Source organism: Bifidobacterium sp. JNUCC 75 (assembly GCF_054819865.1).
The window spans coordinates 989,060-1,012,601 of record NZ_JBTHIF010000001.1 but is presented as its reverse complement, the minus strand read 5'-3'; the positions used below and the strand labels follow the sequence as shown (position 1 = coordinate 1,012,601).

Genomic DNA, 23,542 nt, shown 5'->3' with positions numbered 1-23,542 from the left:
CATCAATTTTTAGTGATTATTTTAGTAATCAATTACTAAAGTTTGCCATTCTTTAGTAAATCTGTATGATAAAGATAACAGAGATTATCAATTTGTAGGGGCCTGTATGCAACAATCAGATGACGCTGAACAAAGCGATCTGTCGCTGGAGGAGGTTGTGCGTTCGATTCAGCGCAAGGGTTGTGAAGGCCAATCGATAGAAGTCAAAGCCGCCAGCCAGGGGACTCCGAAGGTGTATGACTCGCTGTCGTCGTTTTCCAACCAAAACGAGGGCGGCATCATCGTATTCGGGCTGGATGAAAGCCTTGGATTCGAGGTTGTCGGCGTCCACGACGCGCAGGAGCTGGAAAAGGCGGTAACAGCACAGGGCAAAGAGATGTATCCCGAGGTCAGACCGGTCTATAGCGAAAGCCTGATTGACGGCAAGACCGTGGTGTCGGCTTACATCAACGGCAGACCCATGGGCGAGAGGCCTGTCTACCGCAAAACAGCAGGCATCAGCGCAGGCAGCTACACCCGGATCGGGGATGCCGATGCCCGCATGACGCCTACGCAGCTGTATGAGATCGAGACTTTCAAGGACGGTCGGCGCGACGATGTATCGGTAGACCCTCAGGCCGATTCCGATATGTTGAACCCAGGAAAACGTCATGATTTCATTAGTCGCGCACAGCGGGAACGCCCGCTCCTGGCCAGAAGGAATGAGGACGAGATCCTGGAGCTATCAGGTGTCTGCCGTCGTGGATCTCCCACTCTTGCAGGTCTGATGACCCTTGGCGAATATCCGCAGCAGGTGTATCCGAACCTCTGCATTACCGCTGTGGTTGTGCCGGGAGCCAAGGCCGGAACTGGTCTTGGGGGAGAGCGGTTCCTTGACAATCAGCGCTTTGAAGGGTCCATCGATCGCATGCTTGAGGATGCCATGGCCTTCGTGCGGCGTAACAGCAGAACCAGAACGGTGATCAGGGATGGGGTGCGCACTGATATTCCCGAGTATCCCGAAACCGCAGTCAGGGAAATCCTGACCAACGCATTGATGCATCGTGACTATGGCCCATACTGCAACGGAACGCCGGTCAGATTGACGCTCTTTGCCGATCGTCTTGAATGCTGGAATCCTGGTGGTGTATATGGCGGTCAGAGCATCAACGACTTGGGCTTTGCCAACAGTCAGACCAGGAACCCTACTCTGGTCAGTCTGCTGGAGATTGAGGGGATTGCGGAGAATCGGCACTCAGGGATTCCGGCTATCCGTGAGGAGGCCAAACAGTATGGATATAAGCCTGTAGAGTTTCAGGATCGGCAGGCTTCCTTCACTGTGCGCTTCTACTCTGTGCCGGAGCGTGCTGGTGCGGCGGAAGCAAACGTTCATTGGACTGGGGCCGCAGAATCTGATCCGGCGAAACGCGTCCAAGTCCATGCACTTAGTGGTTCCGATGCCTCGGGAGCAGCAAAGACGGGCAATGGAATATGCGACAGGATTCTCGGTTTTTGTAAGGAACCCCGTTCACTTGAGGATATCGCGCATGCGCTTGGGCTGGGCAAGTACTATGTCCGCAGGCGGTATATCGAGCCACTGCTCGAAGAAGACGCGCTCTCCATGACGCTTCCCGATAAGCCCCGGAGCAAGTACCAGCGATATGTGGCCAGCGATGCCTCAGCCGAGATGTCTTTGTAAACGAAGCCGTGAATGGCTTTACCGTAAGAGCAGGTATTGCCGGGTGGTCATGATGAAGCATGGTTATAGCATGCTGATTGTTTTCTCAGTGCGAGTACGCTGACCTGCTTGAATCCCGCTCTACCAGTGTCGACTCAATCAACACGGAGCCGTGCATATGCCGGGAGTTGCTGAACTCGTCCATCAAAAGAGTGGCAGCATCGCGCTCCATATCGACATTGGGCGCAGTGATGACTGATAAGGGGATCTGGGGATAGCCACCCGTGCGGGCGTCTTCGGTGCTTTCGGCTTTGATGTCGTCGGGTACGCGACTCCTGAATGGGATTGACAATTCCCGCACGGAGAGCGTCGTTGCTGGTGGAAGTTGGCTGATCTCACGCTGTCTGCAGAATACTATGCAGCGGTCACATATGGACTGGTTTCCGAAGGAGTGGGAGAGAAGCGAAGGCAGTGTGTTGGCAGCCGGCTCCCCGCAAATATCTGGTCGACATTTGCCCTACAACGAGGTGTTCTCCAGGACGCGGCAGTTTCGGTTGTGCTGCTGAGCTCGACATGATCCACCAGCACTATGGGTAACTTGACCGAGGCCGCACACTCCAGGTCGGAGGAGCAGTCTATTACGATATAGACACCAAGAGAGCGAAGGAACTTGAGCAGACTGGTCTGTCGCTCTGAATCAGAATAGGCATTGGTGCCGATCAGCTGCATATTTTTGTCTTTGTGGATTTCCTGAGCCCCCTCGAATACGGATGTGCACAAGGAATGCTCAATATTGGTCATGATGATGGGGATGGCTGATTGTTTGGTAAGAGTTGTGGCTCGACTCGCTGGGCAAGGATCGGCATATTCGGGATGAATCCTGGGATCTGGTGAGAAGATGGACAGAAGAAGTGCGGCTGGAGGTGTCCCGCATGATTCTGTGCAGGCTAGTGGAATCGGTTTGTGGCAGGCGATGGCCTAGCTTAGAAGGATCATATATTAGATCTTTCCAATTTCAATATATTCATGATTCTAAAACTGTGTTAATGATCTGCTGAACTTTTCGGCTGTTCGAACTTGATTGATGACTTCAGGCTCTGGTTAGAACCTAATCAATTAATCCTGCTTCTTGTCTGTCTAGCCAGAGTCGTTAGCTCGATGCTCTGTCGTCGCCTTGTTAGATACTTGTAAAATCGATTTTACAATGATGATCAAGCGTGGTTGCTGACTGTACTCGGAGGAATAATGGAAAACACGGTTCAACTTATTGCCTATGCGGATCGCTTTGGCGATGGAACTTTGGCATCACTGACCGAAATGTTGCGGACTAGGTTTGCTGGAGTTTATTGTGGCGTTCATATTCTGCCATTTTTTACTCCTTATGACGGGGCAGATGCTGGCTTTGATCCGATTGACCATACAAAGGTAGACCCACGTCTTGGCTCTTGGGATGATGTCAGGGAGCTTAGCCGTACTCATGGAATCATGGTGGATACCATTGTCAACCACATGTCATGGAAATCAGAGCAATTCCAGGATGTTATGCGCCGCGGTGAAGACAGCCCTTTCCATGATATGTTCCTGACTATGTCATCAGTCTTCCCTGATGGTGCATCTGAAGAAGATCTATCAGGGATATATCGTCCTCGTCCTGGCCTGCCCTTTTCCCAATACTCTTGGGCAGAGAAGACGAGACTGGTTTGGACGACCTTTACACCTCAGCAGGTAGACATTGACACTGACAGCAAGCAGGGATGGAGCTACATCCTGTCGATTCTTGACAGACTTGCAGAAGGTCGAGTGCGATATATCCGACTGGATGCTGTTGGTTATGGCGCCAAACAAGCCGGAACTAGCTGTTTCATGATCCCCAAAACATTTCGTCTGATTGAATCTATCAAGCAAGAGGCAGAAAAGCGCGGTCTTGAAACTCTGATAGAGGTCCATTCCTATTACAAAAAACAGATAGAGATAGCTTCCAAAGTCGACCGAGTCTACGATTTTGCATTGCCTGCCCTTCTTCTCCATTCGCTCTATAGCGGAGATTTGCAGGCACTGGCGCATTGGATAAGTGTGCGGCCCAGCAACTCCATCAATGTTCTAGATACGCACGACGGCATTGGGGTTATAGATATCGGTTCCGATCAGACGGACAGAAGTTTAAAGGGTCTAGTTAACGATGCGGCAGTGGATGCCTTAGTGCGCACTATTCATCAGAAAACTGCGGGTCAGTCTCAGGCGGCTACTGGCGCGGCTGCCAGCAATCTGGATCTTTATCAGATCAATTCAACTTACTACTCAGCTTTAGGTTGTGATGATCATCTTTATCTAGCGGCTCGGGCTGTCCAATTCTTCCTGCCAGGGGTTCCTCAGGTTTACTACGTCGGTGCTTTGGCAGGGGAGAATGATATGGAGCTTCTCAAGCGGACTGGCAATGGGAGAGATATTAATCGGCATGCATATTCAGTAGTTGAAATCGATCAGGCTCTTCGGCGCCCCGTGGTCAGGGCTCTCAATGCCCTGTGTAAGTTGCGTAATCGATTAGATGCCTTTGATGGAGAATTTTCCTACGAATTGATTGATAAAGGCCCTCTTTTTCTGAGGTGGAAAGGTGAAACGAGCAGAATTCAACTCATTTTTAATCCTATAAAAGCAGCCATACCCGAAGATGCCAGTGGTGTCGCCGAGCTGGATTGGGAGAGCGGAACAGGGCATCATCACAGCTCTGACCTCCTAGAGGATCCGCCTACGATCATATGACGAGCCTGGAGGTCCTACCTGTTAATTAATGTGACGTGCTGGGCCGATGGTGTCTCGTAGAATGAGAGAAGCAGGCGCAACTATTCTTGACCGGTCTAATGTCTCCCCGCGGGCCAGTCGTACTGCCATCAGTCCGGCCGTTTTGCCATATTCGTCGGGACGGTGCCTGATCGTCGAAATGCCGAGCGGAGCCGCCATTTCACGGTCGTCAAAGCCTACGACAGAAATATCATCCGGAACACGTACTCCGTAACGCCGTAATTCATGTACCAGGCTAATTGCTATTTCGTCGCTGATGCAGCATATGGCTGTTGGCTGAGGATCTAAGGCAAGTATGGCGCTGACTGCAATGCTGCCTGCTTCAGAACTATGGGGAACGGGAATCTCATAATCTTTTCGATGGGTAATGCCAGCAGCTCGTATTCCTTGACGGTATCCTTCAATCCGCTGGTCGGCATCCCAAACGAAATCTTTGTTTATTGGTGTCGTCTGGATGAAAGCGATACGCGTGTGCCCCATGACGCAGAGGCGATGAATCAGGTTCTTCAATGCGGAGATTTCATCTACGCCTATGGATGCCATACTATAACGGTCGTTGAGGTGCATGGTGTTGACGCCTACGATGGGTACTCCCACATCGCGTAGAGACTGTCCTTCATTCTCAGTTAGAGCGAAGGAAGAAATGATGACGGCATCCGTATTGCGTTTGATTGGCATCGAAGAAAAGAAATCAGCACGTTGCTTTCGATCTGCAACTCGGTAGAAGAGCAAATCATAGCCTTCGTTGCTCAGGGCTGAATAAACCCCTTCTGCTAATTCTGAGCTATACCACCCCGACATGCGGTTGCCGACAATCAGGGCAATTCGCCCAGTTTTCCCGCTTCTCAGTCTTGAGGCTTCCTTGGATGCCGTGAAGCCAAGCTGCTCACTGGCTTGGAAAACCTTACTCCTTGTGTCGGCTGAAACTCGATCTTTACCGTGTAGTGCGCGAGAGACTGTTGACGGGGAGACGCCCGCTTTTTTTGCGACGTCGTAAATGGTCGGTTCTCGCATGTATATGCCTCTGTTGTGGTTACTTTAGAACACAACCGATTTTACAGCATGAATTAAGGCGTTGTCATTGCCGAACTTTGATTCGACAAAGAAGGTGGAGAAGCTAGTGCGGCATAGGAAAAAGTGGGAACAATTTGACAGGAGCTGGATTGCGTTTATATACTGTGTGCAACCGATATTACAAATGGAGAGTAATTTAGAAAAAATTATGTTATAAATATAGCAATATCAAATATAATATCGGTTGTGCAAGTTCATCGATGAAGTGAACATCTGTACGGCAGGAGGAAAGATGCAGTCGTTCTTTAAACATGGGGCAGCGATGCTGCTGTCTGTCGGATTAGCGGTTTCGCTCGTAGCCTGTGGACCTGGGAGCTCAGACAAGCAGGCGGGAAGCAACGAACCGGATTCTGTCAGCACCGATCTGGGTGATAAGAGCTACAGTCTGACACTCTGGGATGGTGCAGGTCTAAAGACTGTAGACGATGCGCTGATTAAAGGGTTTACAAAGAAATATCCGAAGATCAAAATCAAAGCGCATTACGATCCGGACAATGTAACATCCCAAAACGGTCCTCGTCTTATTGCGTCTAAGGATGCTCCAGATATTGCTCGTGTAACGGATGTTAACTCTGCTGTCAAGGGGAAGCACGTCATCTCTCTTGAACCTTACGTTCAGGCATACGGTTGGAAGGTTCCGCAGTCGCAGACCCAGCTGTACCGTGCTGATGGAGCAGGCAAGGTAGGTAAGGGCAATCTCTATGCGCTTCCCAACTCCTATTCGGTGGCTGGCATGTATGTAAATGCCAAGTTGTTGAAAAAAGCTGGTATCGAGAAGGTGCCGACAACTATGGATGATTTGGAATCAGACATGGCCAAAGTTAAAGATGCCGGTGAGATTCCCGTGATGATTAATGGAAAAGACGGAGGTCTTTCTTTCATCTTCCAGGCTATGATGGTCAACAATGACTCGTTGAAAACAGTAACCGACTGGATTTTGCAGCGGGACGGATCCACTTTCGATACCAAGGGAGCAAAAAAGGCTGCCGAGCGGATTCAGAGCTGGAGCAAGAGCGGGTATCTGCCTACTGACGTCAATGCTGTTGACGGTTCTTCAGCGCTGAATAGATTTGCCAATGGCCAGGGTGTGTTCTTCCCCAGCGGGAATTGGAACCTGGATCAGATGAATGACTCCTTGGGAGCTGATGTCCAATTCGTTCCATTCCCTTCCAATTCGGCGGATCAAAAGCCTAATATTGCAGCCAATGGAGGAAGTTTCTTCGGTATCCCGACAAACTCGGCCCAGAAAGATGCAGCGGCTTGCTTCCTTAATTACACACAGAGCGATGAGGCCCGTCAGATAATTGCTGACGTCAGCGGTTACTTCCCCAAGACGGTCAAGGGACAGAGCGTGCCCAAGGCCAAAAATAATCTGCAGAAGAGCATGTTCGATTCTTACTTGAATGTGTTTGAATCTGGGAACTCTACTGATTTCATTAATAATGCCACTGCCGGCCTTCAGGCCAGTGCGCTGGTGCCTAATTTCCAGCTTCTGGTGGACGGCAGTATTTCACCCAGCCAGTTTACGCAAAACGTTCAAAATGAGTATAAGCAAGAGGTTATGCAGTGAGTACCTCTGCCAAAGCTAAGGTGGGTGCGGAACGACATAGCTCGAATGCCGTTCGCACCGCCAAGCGAGATGAGCATAGGCGCCATAAAGCTGGTCTTACACTCATCGGCTGGCTTTTCCTGTTGCCTGGGCTCGCTTTCTATGTAGTTTTCGTCTTTTGGCCCATCATTCAGACTGCTTGGTACTCCTTTTACAGTTGGAATGGGGTTGATGCCAGCACATGGGTTGGATTCGATAATTTCATCCGTGTTTTTACCGATCCGGTCCTGAGAGGCAGCATTGCTCATTCGTTTTACTTGATCATCCCCTTTGCGCTGATTCCGGTTGCCTTAGGTATCATTTTGGCATCGCTCATTCGAGATGTTCGCAGCAGAACCTTCAGCTCCGTGGCACAGGTCTGCATGTTCCTTCCCAGGGTAATCCCTGGAGCCGCGGCAGGTGTGGCTTGGACTTGGATGCTGGCTCAGGATGGCATCGTTAATCAGATGCTTAAAGCGATGGGTCTTGGTTCTCACGCCACGGCATGGCTAGGAAATCAGCGTACAGCACTGAACTCCGTTGGAGTTATTGGGTTTTGGCTGCAGCTGGGATTCTGTATCGTCCTGCTGTCAGCGGGTATCGGCAGTATTAGCAAATCTCTTTATGAGGCCGCAAGCATTGACGGTGCCGGCTGGTGGAGTCAGTTATGGCATATTACTCTGCCTGGCCTGCGTGGTCAGATAGCTGTCTGCTTGACCATGACCATGGTCGCGGCGCTGGCAAGTTTCGATGTTGTCTTTATGGCTACTCAAGGCGGTCCGGGCTATTCGACGATGGTTCCCGGCGTTATGGTCTACCGGCTGGCCTTTACGCAGAACAAAGTCGGTTTGGCTTCCGCTCTGGCTGTGGTGCTCATGATTTTGGTCCTGCTTGTAGTTGGACCCTTGCAGCGGCTGGTTCAGGGCAAGTCGGAGGAGGCAGCATGAAACAGTCCTTATCTGTCCGTGTTCTAGGAAATCTGACGCTGGCGCTCACTGTTATTTTTTGTGTCTTGCCTTTTATCAGCATGCTTTCAGCTGCCCTGCAGCCTCAAGGTTCCATGCCGTATGGAATTCAGTTCACCGCCCATCCGCATTGGGAGAATTTTGCTGCTGCTTGGAAGGTTGCCAACATCACTCCTCTGCTGATTTCCAGTGTGATCCTGGTCGTGGCTGTGGTTCCGGTAACTCTCATCTGCAGTGCCATGGGCGGGTATGCACTAGGTTCTTTGCACGTTGCAGGTGGTTGGATTGCATACGCCCTTCTCTTTGTAGGGCTGACGCTGCCGTTCGAGGTGCTGGTAACTCCTCTGTATTATGAAATCCAGTCAATGGGATTGCTCAATACGCGACTGGCTATGATCCTGCCGATGATTGGATTGAATATGCCGTTTGGAGTCATCTGGATGCGAACCTACTTCGCCCAGATGCCCCGTGATCTAATCGAAGCTGCCAGCCTTGACGGGGCCGGACAGTTACGTATATTCCGTAGCATCCAACTGCCGTTGGTGATTCCTGCTATATCTTCGCTGGGAATACTGACTTTTCTATCAACATGGAATCAGTTCCTGCTGGCTGTAGTACTTATCGATGATCCGACCAAGCGGACAATGGCTGGGGCTCTACAAAGTTTCGTTGGACAGTATTCGACAGATGTTGTTCTGCTCAACGCAGGCTCTCTGCTCATCATGGCGCCAACCATGATCCTCTTCATATTTCTACAAAAATATTTTATACGGGCGATGCTCGAAGGCTCAGTAAAGGAGTGATGAATGATCAACGATATGCTGGACCCAGACTGGTGGAAGAATGCCACTGTCTACCAGATTTACCCTCGGTCTTTCCGCGATGCTAGCGGAGATGGAATAGGGGATTTGCAAGGAGTGAGGTCCGGACTGCCCTATCTAACCAAGTTAGGTGTCGATGCTATATGGCTGACTCCTTTCTATCCTTCACCTCTAGTAGACGGAGGCTATGATGTGGCAGATTATCGTAACGTTGATCCGCGTCTAGGGACCATGGAGGATTTTGATGCTTTGGTGCACGATGCCCATGATTCGGGAATAAAGGTGATTGTGGATATCGTTCCCAACCATTGTTCCAATCAGCATCCCTGGTTTCAGCAAGCTTTGAAGGATGGCCCTGATTCACCTATGCGTCAGAGGTTCGTCTTTAGGAGGGGGAAAGGCCCCAATGGAAGTCAGCCCCCCTCTAACTGGCTTTCAGGAGTCGGCGGCAGTGCCTGGGAGCCGTGCGGCGATGGATGGTACTATCTGCATCTTTTCACCAAAGAACAGCCTGATTTCAACTGGGACAACGAAGAAGTCAGGAAGGACTTTCTGAAGACGCTGGCTTTCTGGAGCGATCATGGGGTTGACGGATTCCGTATTGATGTGTCGCATGGCTTGGCCAAGGATTTAGCCGAACCCTTGCGTGATAGGCCTGATCCTGCTAATCAGGAGCCCTTGTCGGACAAGGGAGATGATCCTTTGTTTGATCGTGACGAGGTGCATGATATCTACCGAGAATGGCGTAAGGTCTTCAACGAATATAACCCACCCCGTATGGCTGTGGGGGAATCTTGGACTCCGATCACGGATCGGGTATATGACTATGCAAGATCTGACGAGCTCGGATCAGTGTTCGATTTCTCTCTTTCTAAGTGTGACTGGGATAGACAGGAGTACCAGGATGCTATTGAACGAACATGGAATGGTTTCCGTAGGGTTGGCGGCTCTCCAAGCTGGGTAATGGGCAATCACGATGTGCCTCGCGTGGCATCGCGTCTCGCTTTGCCCAAGGGCGCTGATGTGGTCGAATGGGTAACTTCTGCCGGTACTCGACCGGTCATCAATCAATCAGTGGGTCAGGCTCGAGCCCGTGCAGCTGGAATGCTCATTCTTGCATTGCCGGGAACTGCTTACATCTATCAAGGTGACGAATTAGGCCTGCCAGAGGATTTGGACATCAAGGAAGAGGACATTCAGGATCCGAGCTGGGAACGTTCAAATCATAAGGTCAGGGGCCGCGATGGGTGCAGGGTTCCACTCCCCTGGACAGTTTCGGAGACAAACGCTTATGGATTCAGCTCAGCCAAGCATGCCCGACCCTGGCTTCCCCAGCCAAGTTGGTTCTCGACCTATGCGGTTCAGAGAGAGGATGGTAGGCAGGATTCGGCGTTGGAATTGTATCGAAAGGCTTTAGCTCTCCGACGTCAATGGGTGGTTGCAGAAGGTGCTACCACTATGGAAATCCTGAAAGACGGTGATCCAAGAATCCTGCATATTAGACTTTCGACAGGGTTGCATTGTCTTCTGAACTTCGGCCCAGGCAAAGTTGGTCTCAATATAGACGGGACGATCGTTCTATGTAGTGACGATACCGATGAGAAGCTTCAAAAAGAGGAATTGCGAGAAAATGCCTGCGTGTGGTTTGTGGAGTAAGAATAAATAAAAGAGCTGTAGGTGTGAGCGTTTATTGGACTCTTGGTCTTCTGGGTCGGGTGTTTCTAAGCGTCAGCGAGATATGGACGGTCTAACTAGAGCAACCGATAAGGTTGAAAGGGCATAGGAAGAATATAAGCCAAGACTGTAGGCCAGTCTTGGCTTATACTCATCAGCAGCGTCAGAAGGTATAACATCATGGTGGCGCTGGACCGGGAATTTAGTGCGGGAGTTGAGAGCATGGACGCGAAGATCGAGTTAGCCGCTCATTATTGGTATAATCAGCGCTTTTCCTGTTGCTCTATCTGTAGGGTCACGATTACTCTCGTTAATTGATAGTTAGAAAGAAACGAACTATGGTTACGCGAGTTGGCTACAGAAAGATCAGGCCTTATTGTGCATTGGGTTCTTTTGCCGACTACATGTTCTTATTCGGATGAGATTAGGCTTTGTCATTCGGCCATATAGATACCAGGGAACGGCATCGTCAATATTGCCAGCAAACAAGAGTCGCCCTTGTCCATCAGCATCTGCTTGCTCTAGGCTTGGTCAAAGATTAGGCCGAGGGACTGAATGCACGCAAACTGAAAGAGGAGTGGCAACGATCGAGGCCGGATCGCCTATCCGTTTACCACCGGTAGGGCGGAGCCGAGAATTGAGCTAATAGTGACGGACTGCGCTGTTGTTGTTTAGGATGAAGAACCTACTGGATTTGTTGTATGAAAAACTGACTTCACTGTTCTATTGCAGGTCAGTTATTTTGCGTAGTTAGCTAGTTTTCACGAAGCTGCCTTGGTTTTTCAATCTGCTGCACTGTAACTCAATAGATTTGACAGTGAACGAGAACAGATGACGCGAATAAGGGATTGAGGTATTTAAAGCCGAGTTCAGTTCGGTTCATGTGTATCGGTAGAGGAATTGCTGTTGCTTTGTCTTTGAGCAAAGACCTTGACGACTTCGGTTGTATTTATGTATATTGTGAATTCAACTTGGTAAACATCCACGCAGCGTTTTGGCCTGGCCGCCTCTGATTTCTTTCAACAGGCCCCCGAAGCGTTGACTACTCCGTGGCATAAGCAGGAGAGTGGCATGACTGGGTTGACCAGCGACTCCAAGCATGAACAATCAACAGATACAGGCATGATTCCGGCTACAGGGCAGGACTCTGAGCAGAGGCTCGCCGCAAATGACCCCGTCCTCAAGGACCCTTCTACAGCAGATATCGATCAGATTGCCCTTGCTCTGAACGTGGATCCCAACCAGGGTCTGGCCGAGGCCGAAGCAGCTCGTCGACTGGAACTATTCGGCCCCAACGAGCTTGCTGGGGCGCCTCCCGTTCCCGCGTGGAGGAAGTTCCTTCAACAATTCAAGGATCCCCTGGTCTATCTGCTCTTGGTAGCCACAGCCATTTCGTTGGTGGCATGGGTGGTGGAGCGCTCGCACCCGGCATCGGGAGGTGGCGAACCTCTGCCCTTCGACGCCATCGTCATCATGATCATCCTCATCCTTAATGCCGCCCTGGGGTATGCTCAGGAGGCTAAGGCCGAGCGGGCTGTGGATGCTCTGGCGAGCATGACGGCCCCGCACGCCTCGGTGCTGCGAGGCGGCCGGGTGGTTAGCCTGGAGACCAGCAGAATCGTCCCCGGTGACGTAGTGGTTCTGGCTGAGGGCGATTCGGTCGGCGCCGACGGAAGACTGTTCCAGGCAGCGGGCCTGCGTGTTGCCGAGGCATCGCTGACCGGTGAGTCACTGCCGGTGGGCAAGCGGCCCGGTCGGCTTGACCAGCCCAAGGCTCTGGGCGACAGGACCAACATGGTCTTCAATGGCACTGCGGTGACCCAGGGCACCGGGCGTATGATCGTCACCTCCACCGGCATGGACACCCAGGTCGGGAAAATCGCCGGCATGCTGGCTGATACCCAGGAGGAGCCCACGCCCCTGCAAAAGGAGATGGCCAGGGTCTCCAAGCTTCTCGGTCTGGCCGTCTGTCTGATAGCCGTTCTGGTTCTGGCTGCTCTGGCCCTGATGGAAGGCTTCCAGACAACCCAGGACCTGATTGACTCCCTGCTCATGGCCGTCTCCCTGGCCGTGGCCGCCGTGCCTGAGGGGCTGACTGCCATCCTGACCGTGGTCCTTGCCCTGGGTGTGCAGCGCATGGCCAAGCATCATGCCATCGTCAAGAAGCTCAGCTCGGTTGAGACGCTGGGCTCTGCATCGGTCATCTGCTCCGACAAGACAGGAACTCTTACACGCAATGAGATGACCGTTGAGCGGGTGGTTGTCCCCTCGGGGCAGGTGCGACTCACTGGCACCGGGTACGCTCCGGAGGGAGCCATGCAGCCGGTCGAGGCCAGTGGGTCAGATGACCAACAGCTGACGGACGCCATCGATTCATCTCTGGCTGAGGCGGTTGAAGAGACCCTGATGGTCGGGACCATCGCCAACGACGGAGACCTTCACTGGCAGGTGGACGAGGTCGAACCTGATTCCCAAGCCCAGTCCGGATCCGGACAGGGTCACTGGCAGATCGTCGGTGATCCCACGGAGGTCTCGCTGATTGTCGCCGCGCGCAAAGTCGGTTCCGATGCCAAGGCTAATGGTTACCGCCGTCTGGCCGAGATTCCCTTCACATCGGAGCGCAAGCTCATGTCGGTCCTGGCCGCCCCGAATGATGGGGGCGAAGGAGGGCAATCACGCCTCTTCTGCAAGGGCGCTCCCGACGTGCTGCTTGGCCGATGTGACCGGATTCTCGATGGCGGCCAGGTCAGGCCTATGACTAGTGCCGATCGGGAGAGGATACTTGCCCAGGTCAGCAGTCTTTCGGCGGATGCCTATAGAACTCTGGGGCAGGCCTTCCGGCCTGTGTCCAACCAGGAGCTGTCATCCCTGACCGAAGTCGATGAGGAGGAGGAGCTGTCAAGGACGGTTGAGACAGATCAGAAGAAGGACCAGTTGTCTCAGTTGTCTCGGATGTCTCAGCATGCTCCAGCGGTCCGCCTATCTGCTGACAAGGTGATCCAGGAAAGTACCCGACTGGAGAACAATCTGATCTGGACGGGCATGGTCGGCATCATCGATCCGCCGCGCACCGAGGTTCGCCATGCGGTGGCTCAGGCTCACAAGGCCGGCATCAGAACGATCATGATCACCGGCGACCATCCGCTCACTGCGGCCAGAATCGCGGGTGACCTGGGAATCATCAAGCCCGGCCAGCCCGCCTGCACCGGCGAGCAGCTGGATGCCATGGACTCGGATCAGCTTCGGGAGACCACCTCCAAGGTCTCCGTCTACGCACGTGTGGCTCCAGAGCACAAGCTGAAGATCGTTAAATCGCTTCAGGACCAGGGCAATGTTGTGGCCATGACCGGCGACGGTGTCAATGACGCCCCCGCTGTCAAGACCGCGGACATCGGCGTGGCCATGGGCATCACCGGGACCGAGGTCACCAAGGAATCGGCCAAGATGATCCTGGCGGACGACAATTTCGCCACCATCGTCCGAGCCGTGCGGGAGGGCCGGGGCATATTCGACAACATACGCAAGTTCTTGCGCTACCTGCTCAGCTCGAACATGGGCGAGGTCTTCACGGTCTTCGGCGGTGTGGTCTTCGCTGGTCTTCTGGGCATATCGCAGCCCGGTATGGCGGGTGTCACCGTGCCGCTGCTGGCCACCCAGCTGCTCTGGATCAACCTTCTGACCGATGCGGCCCCCGCGCTGGCCATGGGTGTGGACCCGCAGACCGATGATCTGATGGATCGCCCGCCCCGATCCATCAACGACCGGGTGATCGACCGGGACATGTGGGTTGACATCATCTACATAGGCCTGATCATGGCCGTGGTCACCCTGATCGGCATGGACATGCATCTGAGCGGCGGCCTCTTCACCGACAGGTCCGTCCAGGCGATCGGTCACGAGGCGCAGATCAGGGAGGCGCGGACCGTGGGCTTCACCATCCTGGTCTTCGCCCAGCTCTTCAACGCACTGGCCTCCCGCTCCTCCCGCAAGTCGGCCTTCCAGGGGCTCTTCAGCAACCCCTGGCTCTGGGGCGCCATCGGCATCTCCATCCTGCTGCAGCTACTGGTGATCTACGTGCCCTTCCTGGGCGAGGCCTTCGGCACCGTTCCCCTCCAACCCCAGGCCTGGCTGGAATGCATCGGCCTGGCCTCCCTGGTCCTTGTGGCCTCGGAGCTGCGCAAACTATTCAACTGGGCAGTCAGACGGGTACGGGCATAACATCGCTTCTTCCTGATGCGGCGACTGCACTTGCTCTCGCCGCATTAAGCGAGGGCACAGTTGCGTCCTACTTCATCTTTCGTACAGCCATTACGGATGCCTTGCACCAATGTACTGTTTGCAACAGCGGCGAAGCAAACCGGCTGGCATCAAGCCAGGCCGGAACCGTACACACCCCAGGGGCGGAAAGCCGACGTGGTCTTCATGGTCCTTGTAAACAAAGCCAGCAAGCGTGGAGAAGGCTCTCGTTCATGGGTTAACGGGTCCGTCTAATCTGCTTAACGTCGCTGTGTCGCGAGCCAAGTGCCGTGTCTACGTGGTAGGCAATCTCGCTGATTGGAAGAATGGAATCTATACGTTCAGGATTGCAAAAGACCTGCCGGTGGAGGCGAGTATAAGAGCCTAATCTGAGCAGGAAAGATGCGGCCAGAATTCCTTTGATTACAGCACGTCATCCCTGGTCTGTAAGACCAATACTTCTGCTGCAGATTAAAAATAGGCCGGAGTTTAATTATCGGGCACTCTACCTTACGTTGTAGTCGCATATTTACTGTTGTTTGAAGGCATCCAGGAAAGTGCTGATGGGATGGCAATCGGTCAAATTCCTTGAAGCAGTGTGGCTATGCTCAATCAGCTGTGTGGTCGCAAGACTGCTGTTGCTAAGAGGTGAGTGCAGCTGAGTTCAGTGCCGACTGGGTCATCATATATGCTTGGCACTAGGTAATGAAGAGTGCAGAGTCAGGCTGGGACCATATCCTGACAGTCATGTGGGCTGCTTCAGAAAAAGGAACCATTGTCAGACTGGGGCCTGGACGACCTGTAGCCTGTTTTCCAGGAGAAGCTTGTGCATGAGGTTACGGCCGTGGTCCTTGTTGTCTAGCGTCTGACCATATGTGGTGATGAGGCGGTTGACCTTCTCAAACATCTCTTCCTGAGCGTTTTCACTTGTCGCGTTCTTACTTTTCTTGTCATCCTTATTTTCGTTCAGGCGCTTCTGGTTGTAATAGAAGACCAGCCGGGTATCACTTCCGTAGAGATCCACCTCGTCGAAAATAGCTTGGAAGTATGAGTAATCGGGATCACCAAGGGAATGGCCGAAGAACTTGATGATGCTGGTTTCACTGCCTGGTTGCCCGCTTACATGGGGATGGACTAGTTTGGTCTTGTTGCCTTTGCCAAGTGCCATGAGCCTATAGGTCTTGGTGAACTTGACAAGACCTGGGTAATTTGAGTCATCGGTGTCGACGCTGTTGCTGTCGATGCCGAAAATGATATCCCCGCCATGTATATTTCCGTGGATATTGATGAGGGTAGGTGCGATTTCGATACCATAGATAGGATCGGTGTAATTGAAATCCAGTATTCTCACATTATTGAAAGAGCTTCCGAATGAGATGTCCTCGCCTATTTTGTATGTGTTATTAGTCAGCAAAGTATTATAATCACTTAGCTGATCGTTCATGAGTTTCTCTAGCAAAAGGCATGCACGGCTAAGGTAATTTTCATTGCCGTCTGCCTCATTTTTCATATAGCTTGAGAAGGCTGATTCCAAGCGATGGAGTTCCTGCATCATGACTCTCATGATCGAATTGGCATCGGAACTGCATGCATACCACTTGAGCAGTAATTTAGAGACCTGCTCGTTCGTGGACATTTTGCTGAAGTAGCCATCGCCTCTATAGTTCTGTATGAGTTCAATTTCGTAAGGGTTATCTTGCGGTCCAGGTGTTAGTGCTTTCTGGTACCGGGAATATTGATATTTGACAGCATACAAATTGTTCTGGTTGCGAGGTTGCTTTTTTCCCGGATGCTTCAGAAGCCAGTCTCTGATACAGGCTTCTACGTCATACCAGGTTCGTATTTGTTCATCCGCAATGAGAATCAGATCCCAGACGGTTATTCCAGCAGCCCAGATATCTGCAGCTAAGGATGCTTCTTGCCGTTCTTGACGGTCATCGGGGTATGTGACAAGCTTCTCTGATGTGTCTGCCCCATTCTGATTTGTGGAATGTTTCTCTATGAGATCTTCGATCAGACCTTTTCGAGGTTTCTCAAAGTCCCCAAAGGATGAAGCTAACCCGCACTGAAGATCGAAACCTTTTCCAAGGATCACCAATTGATCGGGAACCGACATGACTTCACTCCTTTGGCGACATATCTGCCAAGACATCCACATGAGCATAATAATCTTGGAAACAATCGGCACAACATGTGACTTGATTAATCAAGATTATCTACATGTGCACAACGGCTTTCTGGAGAACGCTTCCAAAAGCGAACTGTCACAGATTTTAATATACCTGAGACCTAGTAAGGTGCTATTGATAATGAATGGCGGAAGTAAGGGATTTCATGCACTTGGCCTAGCGTCTGCTCAAACTGATTTCCAAAGATCTGAAAAAGCTATACGCTCGTTAGCGTAAGTAGCTAAAAGAGGACTTTGACTAAAGACCAATGAGTATAGGCATAGCAGAGCACGTAATCTCTGGTGATGATAGCCTGCTACATTTTCCCAATCCGATTCACTTTTCTGTATGTCAGTCTGTGCCGATAACCCTGAAGAATATGGTCATATGGGATATGAATGGCGCCCGGCTTTCTTCACTTGTGTTTGCAGCAGTTGAATCGGGCCTAGTCATATCTGCATAGGAAAAAGGGTTTTGTGCATGTTTGAATCTGATTCAAAGCTGTAATCACTAATTGTATGGGCCGAGCTTGGCAAGAACATCGCCAAGTATGAGCCAATGCACATTGATGCCTTACCATGCACTGTAATTTTGCATTAAAGTAGGAAATCTGCTGTAATTTTGCACTTTAATACAAAATTGTAGATAACAAGGAAGGTGGGCTCAGATGGAGAAGATGTCTCAGGTTACGGTGCGTATATCCGATGCAGACAAGCAACAGGTGGATCATATCGTGAAGGAGCTTGGTCTGGATATGACTACGGTCACCAGAGCCTTTTACAAGCAGATTATTCGGGAGCAGCGGGTGCCCTTGGACTTCAGCTTGGGCCTACCTGTCGAAACCGAAGAAGCCTTGGAGGAATCGCGCCTTCTAGCGATGAGGGGGAAGACTAAGGGGTATGTCACAGGAAAGGACCTGGTGGATGGCGTGCTGGCAACTGCTGGCGTGGACCGATGAGGCTTGCGCTGGTTCCCACCGGTGCTTTCGCGAGGGATTTGAAGCGCATGGCTCGCAAGCACGTCCCATTAGAGCCGGTCGAGGAGGTGCTAGATCTGATAGCAGAGAATTCCGAAGCATCGCTTCGTACTTTGGAGGCGCGTCATCGAATGCATATACTGCAGGGTTATGCAGCAGTATATGAATGCCATATAGGCAATGCTGGAGATTTGCTGCTGGTGTGGCATAGGGAGGGCGATGCCGCCTATATACTGCGACTGGGATCCCACGATCAGGTGCTGGGCAGGCGCGGCAGATACTGAGCTTCAGCAAATGGATCAAGGCTATGCATACGAAGCCTTGCCTACTATTGCGCAGGCGGATGGCCCTAATGGTTGCTGTGTCAGGGTTGTGATACCTGGGCATTGAATCAGAGCTCGTGTTCTTGTGGGATCGATCTTTTACGGAACCTAGTAACTGGTATTAAATAATCGGCAATCCGAAGTGCCCCCCGTGGGATTCGAACCCACAACCCACGACTTAAAAGGACGCTGCTCTAACCATTGAGCCAGAGGGGCAACATGGCACAGTATACCTCATACTTGGCCGACGGCACATCGTGACGGCCTGTCCACCGGATGACCCCATCGGGCCTGGTATCTGACGGCTGACCCTCCCGATTGCCAGACTCGTCGCTGCCTGAAGTTCGGCCCGTCCCTTTGCTAGTGTGGTGCAGGAGTACACCGCGTTGAATGACCATCACGGGACTTCGGGGAAAGGTTGAAGCCTCTGCCGACGGAGCGCAAGACAAGGAAGACAAGCACCATGCTCACACATCACCCATCCACATTCACCCCTCTTGACGGGACTTGGACCATGACAGCCCTCAACCCCCAAGCGGCGCCAGAGGATCTCCGCGATCGCCTGGCCAATGGGGTCGAGGCCCGAGTACCTGGGGAGGCAACCATGGACCTCCTCCGTGCAGGCCTGATCGGTGACCCCTATGACGGGGACAACGAACAGGCCCAACAGTGGATCGGCGATGTGGATTGGCGGTTCACCTGCCGGTTCGACTGGCATGACGACGGTTCGCAGCGTCACGACCTGGTGGCCTACGGGCTGGATACGGTAGCCGCACTGGAACTCAACGGCCGACCGGTTGGCAGCACCCAGAACGCCTACCGCTCCTACCGGTGGGATGTGCGCGATCTACTCAAGGAGGGGGGAAACACGCTGGTCGTCTCCTTCACCTCTCCTGTCCGCGAGGGGGAGAGGCGGCAGGCGATTCTGGGTTATTACCCTCATGACAACCACCCCTTCAACCAGCTCCGGAAAGCGGCCTCGTCCTTCGGATGGGACTGGGGAATCGACGTGGCCAATGCTGGAATCTGGCAACCCATAGGCATTGATTCCTGGTCCGGTGTCAGAATTGCCCAGGTTCGCCCGCTGGTAGATGTCGACGACCGGGGCGAGGGCCTGCTCACCGTGGATGTGGATTTGGAACGCGCCGGTGGTCGAGGCAGATCCGGCATCGATGAGACGGCCCGGCCTGGCACCCAGTCTGGTGGGATACCCGTGCGGGTCCATCTCGGTGGCAACGGAGCCGACGTCCAGGCGTGCTCCTACCTCCGTGCCGGCGCGGACACAGTCCGCCTGGTCCTCAGGGTGCCGGATGTGCAGCTCTGGTGGCCCCTGGGCTATGGTGACCACCCCCTCTACACGGTTGATGTCACGGCAGGTCAGGAGGAGGCGGCCGCCGGGTCCCATGAATCCCGTCCCCAGGCCATGTGGACAGGCCGGGTGGGTTTCCGCACGGTCAGTGTGGACACAGCGGCCGACGAGAACGGCCGTCCCTTCCGCATATCCGTCAACGGAGTACCGGTGCATGCCCACGGTTACAACTGGATTCCCGACGATGCCTTCATCACCCGGATGAACAGGGATCGCTACCAACGCCGGATGGAGGACCTGGTCGAGTCCAATTCCAACATGGTCAGGATCTGGGGAGGTGGATACTACGAGTCCGATGATTTCTATGACATGGCGGACGAGAACGGGGTGATGGTCTGGCAGGACTTCATGTTCGCCTGCGCCGCCTACCCGGAGGACCCGGATAACTGGTCAGAGGTTGAGGCAGAGGCCCGGGAGCAGATCGGTCGGCTATCCCCGCACCCCAGCCTGGTCGTATGGAACGGATCCAATGAGAACTACACGGCCTATGCCGACTGGGGCGGGTTCAAGAACGCTCTGGCCGACCCCTCGGCCGCCCCCAACGCGTACGGCTACGGGGAACGCCCTTGGGGTGATGGATACTATTCCGATCTTTTCCCCCGTCTGTTCGCACAGCTGGATCCGACCAGAATCTACCTGCCGAGTTCCCCGATGAGTTTCACCAAGTACACCTCGCCCAACAAGGACAACGACGGGACCGTGCACATCTGGGATGTGTGGAACAACAAGGACTACAGGGCCTACAGGGATTACAAGCCCCGCTTCGCCGACGAGTTCGGATACCAGGCGCCTCCTGCCTGGAGCACCCTGACCCGGGTGGTGCATGACAGCCCCTTGGACCCCTTCGGCACCCAGATGCTGGTCCATCAGAAGGCCATCGATGGCAACATCAAGCTCTCCAGGGGCATGCGTTCCCACCTGACTCCGGGTGACTTCTATGACATCAGCTACGGCGGCGTGGTCAACGGTCATCGTTCGGATGGGCCACATTCCTGGCTGATTCCCAGTGACCGCTGGGAGGACATTGAGGACTGGCACTGGGCCTGTCAGTTGCAGCAGGCACAGGCCATCCGATTCGGGGTGGAGTACATGCGCTCGCTGGAGCCGGTGAATGCCGGCACCCTGGTCTGGCAGCTCAATGACGACTGGCCGGTGATCTCCTGGGCGGCGGTGGACTATGACGGGCATCGCAAGCCCCTCTGGTTCGCCTCGCGCGATTTCTTCGCTCCTCGCCTGGCCTCCATACAGCCCGAGGTCTCAGAGGAATACCGGGCTGAGCACAGTTGGGCTGGCATGCCTGTCGCCCCCGACCAGCTGGCCCTGGTCATGGTCAATGACACCCGTCAGGCCTGGGAGGGCCAGTGGCGGGTGGAGCGCCGCCGCTTGGACGGAACCGTTCTGGCCGATCAAATCGCCCGGGTCTCTATACCGGCAGGGGGACAGGCCCAGGTGGTTCTGGAGGCCGCCGTGGCTACCTTTGGCGACCCTGCCCAGGAGATCCTCGTGGCCAATTCCGACCAACCAGGTTTTGCTAGGGCCATTTACAATCCGGCTGAGGTTGTCGACCAGGCCCTCCGGCCCGACCCCCTCGAAGCCTCTATTGAGGCAGAAGATCGCGGCTACCGACTGACCCTGACCGCTCGGACATATGCCCGTGACGTCTTCTGCATGGTGGACAAGGTGGACTCTGCTGCCTCAATCGACGGCGGCATGGCTACCCTCCTTCCCGGGGAGTCGGTCGTCTGGCACATCACCTCGGCTCCTGTGGACAATCCTGAGACCTTCTTGTCTCCCAAGGTCCTGCGGACAGCCAACGATTTGCATCGTCAGCAGTTGTGAGCATCCTTCCGAGGGGAAGCCGATGGCGTCCCCTCCGATTCATGCTTCATGCGTGTCAATTCCTTTCGTAGTAATTGTGAGGTAAGTTAATTAATTGGGTCTCGGCTGCCCGATGGAGTATGAGCAGACTCGGACAAAGAAGTGCAAAGACCAGCCAGGAGACCGCAGACCCAGGCAACCCACCGACAAGACGAATTCCAAGGAAGGATTCCGATGAATCTGGATTATCTCGCCAATATCAAGCCATCCCGCCGTCAGCTCGATTGGCAGCGCATGGAGATGTATGCTTTCATGCACTTTGGCATGAACACGATGACCGACCGCGAATGGGGCCTGGGCCACGAGGATCCCGCCCTCTTCAACCCCGCGGACCTGGACTGCGACCAGTGGATGGAGACCTTTAAAGCCGCTGGCATGACGGGGGTGATCCTCACCTGCAAGCACCACGACGGCTTCTGCCTCTGGCCCAGTGCCTACACCAAGCACAGTGTGGCCAGCTCTCCCTGGAAGGAGGGGAAGGGCGATGTGGTCCGCGAGGTCTCCCAGGCTGCCCGCCGTCACGGACTCAAATTCGGTGTCTACCTGTCCCCCTGGGACAGGACCGAGGCCGCTTACGGGCAGGGCAAGGCCTATGACGACTACTATGTCAACCAGCTGATAGAACTCCTTACCCACTACGGACCCATCTTCAGTGTCTGGATGGATGGGGCCAATGGTGAGGGGCCCAACGGCAAGACCCAGGCCTATGACTGGCAACGCTACTTCAACGTGATCAGGGCCCTTCAGCCGGAAGCGGTCATCAGTATCTGCGGGCCTGATGTCCGCTGGTGTGGCAACGAGGCCGGCAAGGCACGCGAAAACGAGTGGAGCGTGGTTCCAGCCCCACTCCGCCATGCAGAGTGGAAGATGGGCAAGGGGGAAGTGGACCAACGCGCCAACCCCGGTTGGTCCAAGCGCTCTGAAGATGAGGACCTGGGCAGCCGCAAGGTCCTTGAGCAGTACGGCGGCCCTCTGGTCTGGTACCCGGCCGAGGTTGACACCTCCATCCGGCCTGGCTGGTTCCACCATGCCAGTGAGGACGACAAGGTGCGCACAACTGACGAACTTTTCGACATCTGGTCCAACACTGTCGGCGGGAACGCCAATCTCCTGCTCAATGTGCCGCCGAACGCCCAGGGGAAGATCAGCCAGCCCGACGTGGATTCCCTGACCGGTCTGGGCCGCAGGATCCGGGAATTCTGGCAGGGGGCCGTCACCGAGGGTGCCAATGTGTCCGTCTCCTCCAATGCCTGCGGGAGTGACCCACAGGCCCTTCTGTCCACCGGTGTGGACTCCGGCTGGTGGTTGGCAGATGCGGATGATGAGCATCCCACCGTTACCATTGATTTCGACCGCCCCCGACAGGTGGATGGACTCGTCCTTCGCGAGCACATCGAGGTCGGCCAGCGGGTGGAGCAGGTCGTCATCAGTGCCAAACTTGACGGTGAACTCCGCCAGGTGGCAGAAGTAGGGGCCGTTGGGTATCAGCACTTCGCACAGGTCGGCCCGCTGACCACCAGCCACCTGGAGGTCAGTGTGACCAGGTCACGTGGTCCCGTGGCCCTGGACACCTGCCTGATCCGCGAGGGAAGCAGGCGATGAGCTGGCCGGTGTCGGTGGTTGGAGGATTTACGCCTCCCTGGACCAGGCGGAGCGTTACTGGATCGCCGACTGTCGGGGGCGGGACCGCCGAGGATATTCGGGGGAACAGCCAGGGCAAGCTAACCGAACGCTACTGGATCATCCGCTAGGCAAGTGGAGCAGGGGCCGGGATTATAGGCTTCCGGCTGCCTGCCCCGCTGAGGACCGTCATGGCAACCGGGTCCCAACGTACGGGCGTATGTGAAACGTCTTGTGCTTGACCAATAAATCAATCGAATTGATAAAATAGGTCGAGCATAGCTAAGGATCCCGCCTGTCTGGCGGCTACTCCTTCATCCGACAGATAACTGACTCGCTCGGGTTCGCCCGTTTCGGCCCCAGCGTGACTGTCTATCTAAAGGCCTCCTTCGTC

General features: G+C 53.9%; 13 protein-coding genes and 1 tRNA gene. 11 read left to right on the top strand and 3 right to left on the bottom strand.

Going from position 1 to position 23,542, the window contains the following annotated elements:
* Window positions 1–106: 106 nt before the first annotated feature.
* Window positions 107–1,678 carry an ATP-binding protein gene (locus ACVWNW_RS04240; protein ID WP_198207926.1) on the top strand — a complete coding sequence of 524 codons (1,572 nt, stop codon included), beginning with the start codon at window positions 107–109 and terminating at the stop codon, window positions 1,676–1,678.
* A 1,224-nt stretch (window positions 1,679–2,902) separates the two neighbouring features.
* A complete protein-coding gene (gene gtfA / locus ACVWNW_RS04235) occupies window positions 2,903–4,417 on the top strand; it encodes a sucrose phosphorylase (RefSeq protein ID WP_198207928.1) in 1,515 nt (504 codons plus the stop codon).
* Window positions 4,418–4,438: 21 nt separating this feature from the next.
* On the opposite strand, the gene ACVWNW_RS04230 is transcribed toward gtfA, so the two are convergent.
* Window positions 4,439–5,470: a LacI family DNA-binding transcriptional regulator gene (locus ACVWNW_RS04230; protein ID WP_198207930.1), complete on the bottom strand. Its 1,032-nt coding sequence runs from the start codon at window positions 5,468–5,470 to the stop codon at window positions 4,439–4,441.
* Window positions 5,471–5,762: 292 nt separating this feature from the next.
* Between ACVWNW_RS04230 and ACVWNW_RS04225 the strand changes: the two genes are divergently transcribed.
* The 5 genes from ACVWNW_RS04225 to ACVWNW_RS04205 all read left to right on the top strand — a co-directional run bounded on the left by ACVWNW_RS04225 (window position 5,763) and on the right by ACVWNW_RS04205 (window position 14,796).
* The gene (locus ACVWNW_RS04225; RefSeq protein ID WP_198207932.1) at window positions 5,763–7,100 is read left to right on the top strand and encodes an ABC transporter substrate-binding protein; all 1,338 of its coding nucleotides are present in this window, start codon (window positions 5,763–5,765) and stop codon (window positions 7,098–7,100) included.
* Between the two features lie 104 nt (window positions 7,101–7,204).
* Window positions 7,205–8,065, top strand: a complete 861-nt coding sequence (locus ACVWNW_RS04220; protein WP_332461930.1) for a carbohydrate ABC transporter permease — start codon at window positions 7,205–7,207, stop codon at window positions 8,063–8,065.
* Window positions 8,062–8,886, top strand: coding sequence for a carbohydrate ABC transporter permease (locus ACVWNW_RS04215; protein ID WP_029678292.1), 825 nt, complete (start codon window positions 8,062–8,064; stop codon window positions 8,884–8,886). Before ACVWNW_RS04220 ends, ACVWNW_RS04215 begins: the two co-directional genes overlap by 4 nt.
* A gap of 3 nt (window positions 8,887–8,889) precedes the next feature.
* The gene (locus ACVWNW_RS04210) at window positions 8,890–10,560 is read left to right on the top strand and encodes a glycoside hydrolase family 13 protein (RefSeq protein WP_198207933.1); all 1,671 of its coding nucleotides are present in this window, start codon (window positions 8,890–8,892) and stop codon (window positions 10,558–10,560) included.
* A 1,140-nt stretch (window positions 10,561–11,700) separates the two neighbouring features.
* Window positions 11,701–14,796 (top strand): cation-translocating P-type ATPase, encoded by a 3,096-nt coding sequence (locus tag ACVWNW_RS04205; RefSeq protein WP_454483375.1) that lies wholly within the window; start codon window positions 11,701–11,703, stop codon window positions 14,794–14,796.
* Between the two features lie 796 nt (window positions 14,797–15,592).
* On the opposite strand, the gene ACVWNW_RS04200 is transcribed toward ACVWNW_RS04205, so the two are convergent.
* Complete coding sequence (locus ACVWNW_RS04200; RefSeq protein ID WP_454483196.1) at window positions 15,593–16,930, bottom strand: AbiH family protein; 1,338 nt, start codon at window positions 16,928–16,930, stop codon at window positions 15,593–15,595.
* Window positions 16,931–17,649: 719 nt separating this feature from the next.
* Here ACVWNW_RS04200 and ACVWNW_RS04195 point away from each other — a divergent pair.
* On the top strand, window positions 17,650–17,940 hold the full coding sequence (locus ACVWNW_RS04195) for a type II toxin-antitoxin system RelB/DinJ family antitoxin (protein ID WP_454483194.1): 291 nt from the start codon (window positions 17,650–17,652) through the stop codon (window positions 17,938–17,940).
* On the top strand, window positions 17,937–18,242 hold the full coding sequence (locus tag ACVWNW_RS04190) for a type II toxin-antitoxin system RelE/ParE family toxin (protein ID WP_052733387.1): 306 nt from the start codon (window positions 17,937–17,939) through the stop codon (window positions 18,240–18,242). Before ACVWNW_RS04195 ends, ACVWNW_RS04190 begins: the two co-directional genes overlap by 4 nt.
* Before the next feature lie 182 nt (window positions 18,243–18,424).
* On the opposite strand, the gene ACVWNW_RS04185 is transcribed toward ACVWNW_RS04190, so the two are convergent.
* Window positions 18,425–18,497 (bottom strand) — tRNA-Lys (locus ACVWNW_RS04185).
* A gap of 247 nt (window positions 18,498–18,744) precedes the next feature.
* Between ACVWNW_RS04185 and ACVWNW_RS04180 the strand changes: the two genes are divergently transcribed.
* Entirely contained in the window at window positions 18,745–21,489 is a 2,745-nt protein-coding gene (locus ACVWNW_RS04180; protein WP_454483191.1) for a glycoside hydrolase family 2 protein, read from the top strand.
* 213 nt (window positions 21,490–21,702) lie between these two features.
* On the top strand, window positions 21,703–23,130 hold the full coding sequence (locus ACVWNW_RS04175; RefSeq protein ID WP_454483189.1) for an alpha-L-fucosidase: 1,428 nt from the start codon (window positions 21,703–21,705) through the stop codon (window positions 23,128–23,130).
* Window positions 23,131–23,542: the final 412 nt, after the last annotated feature.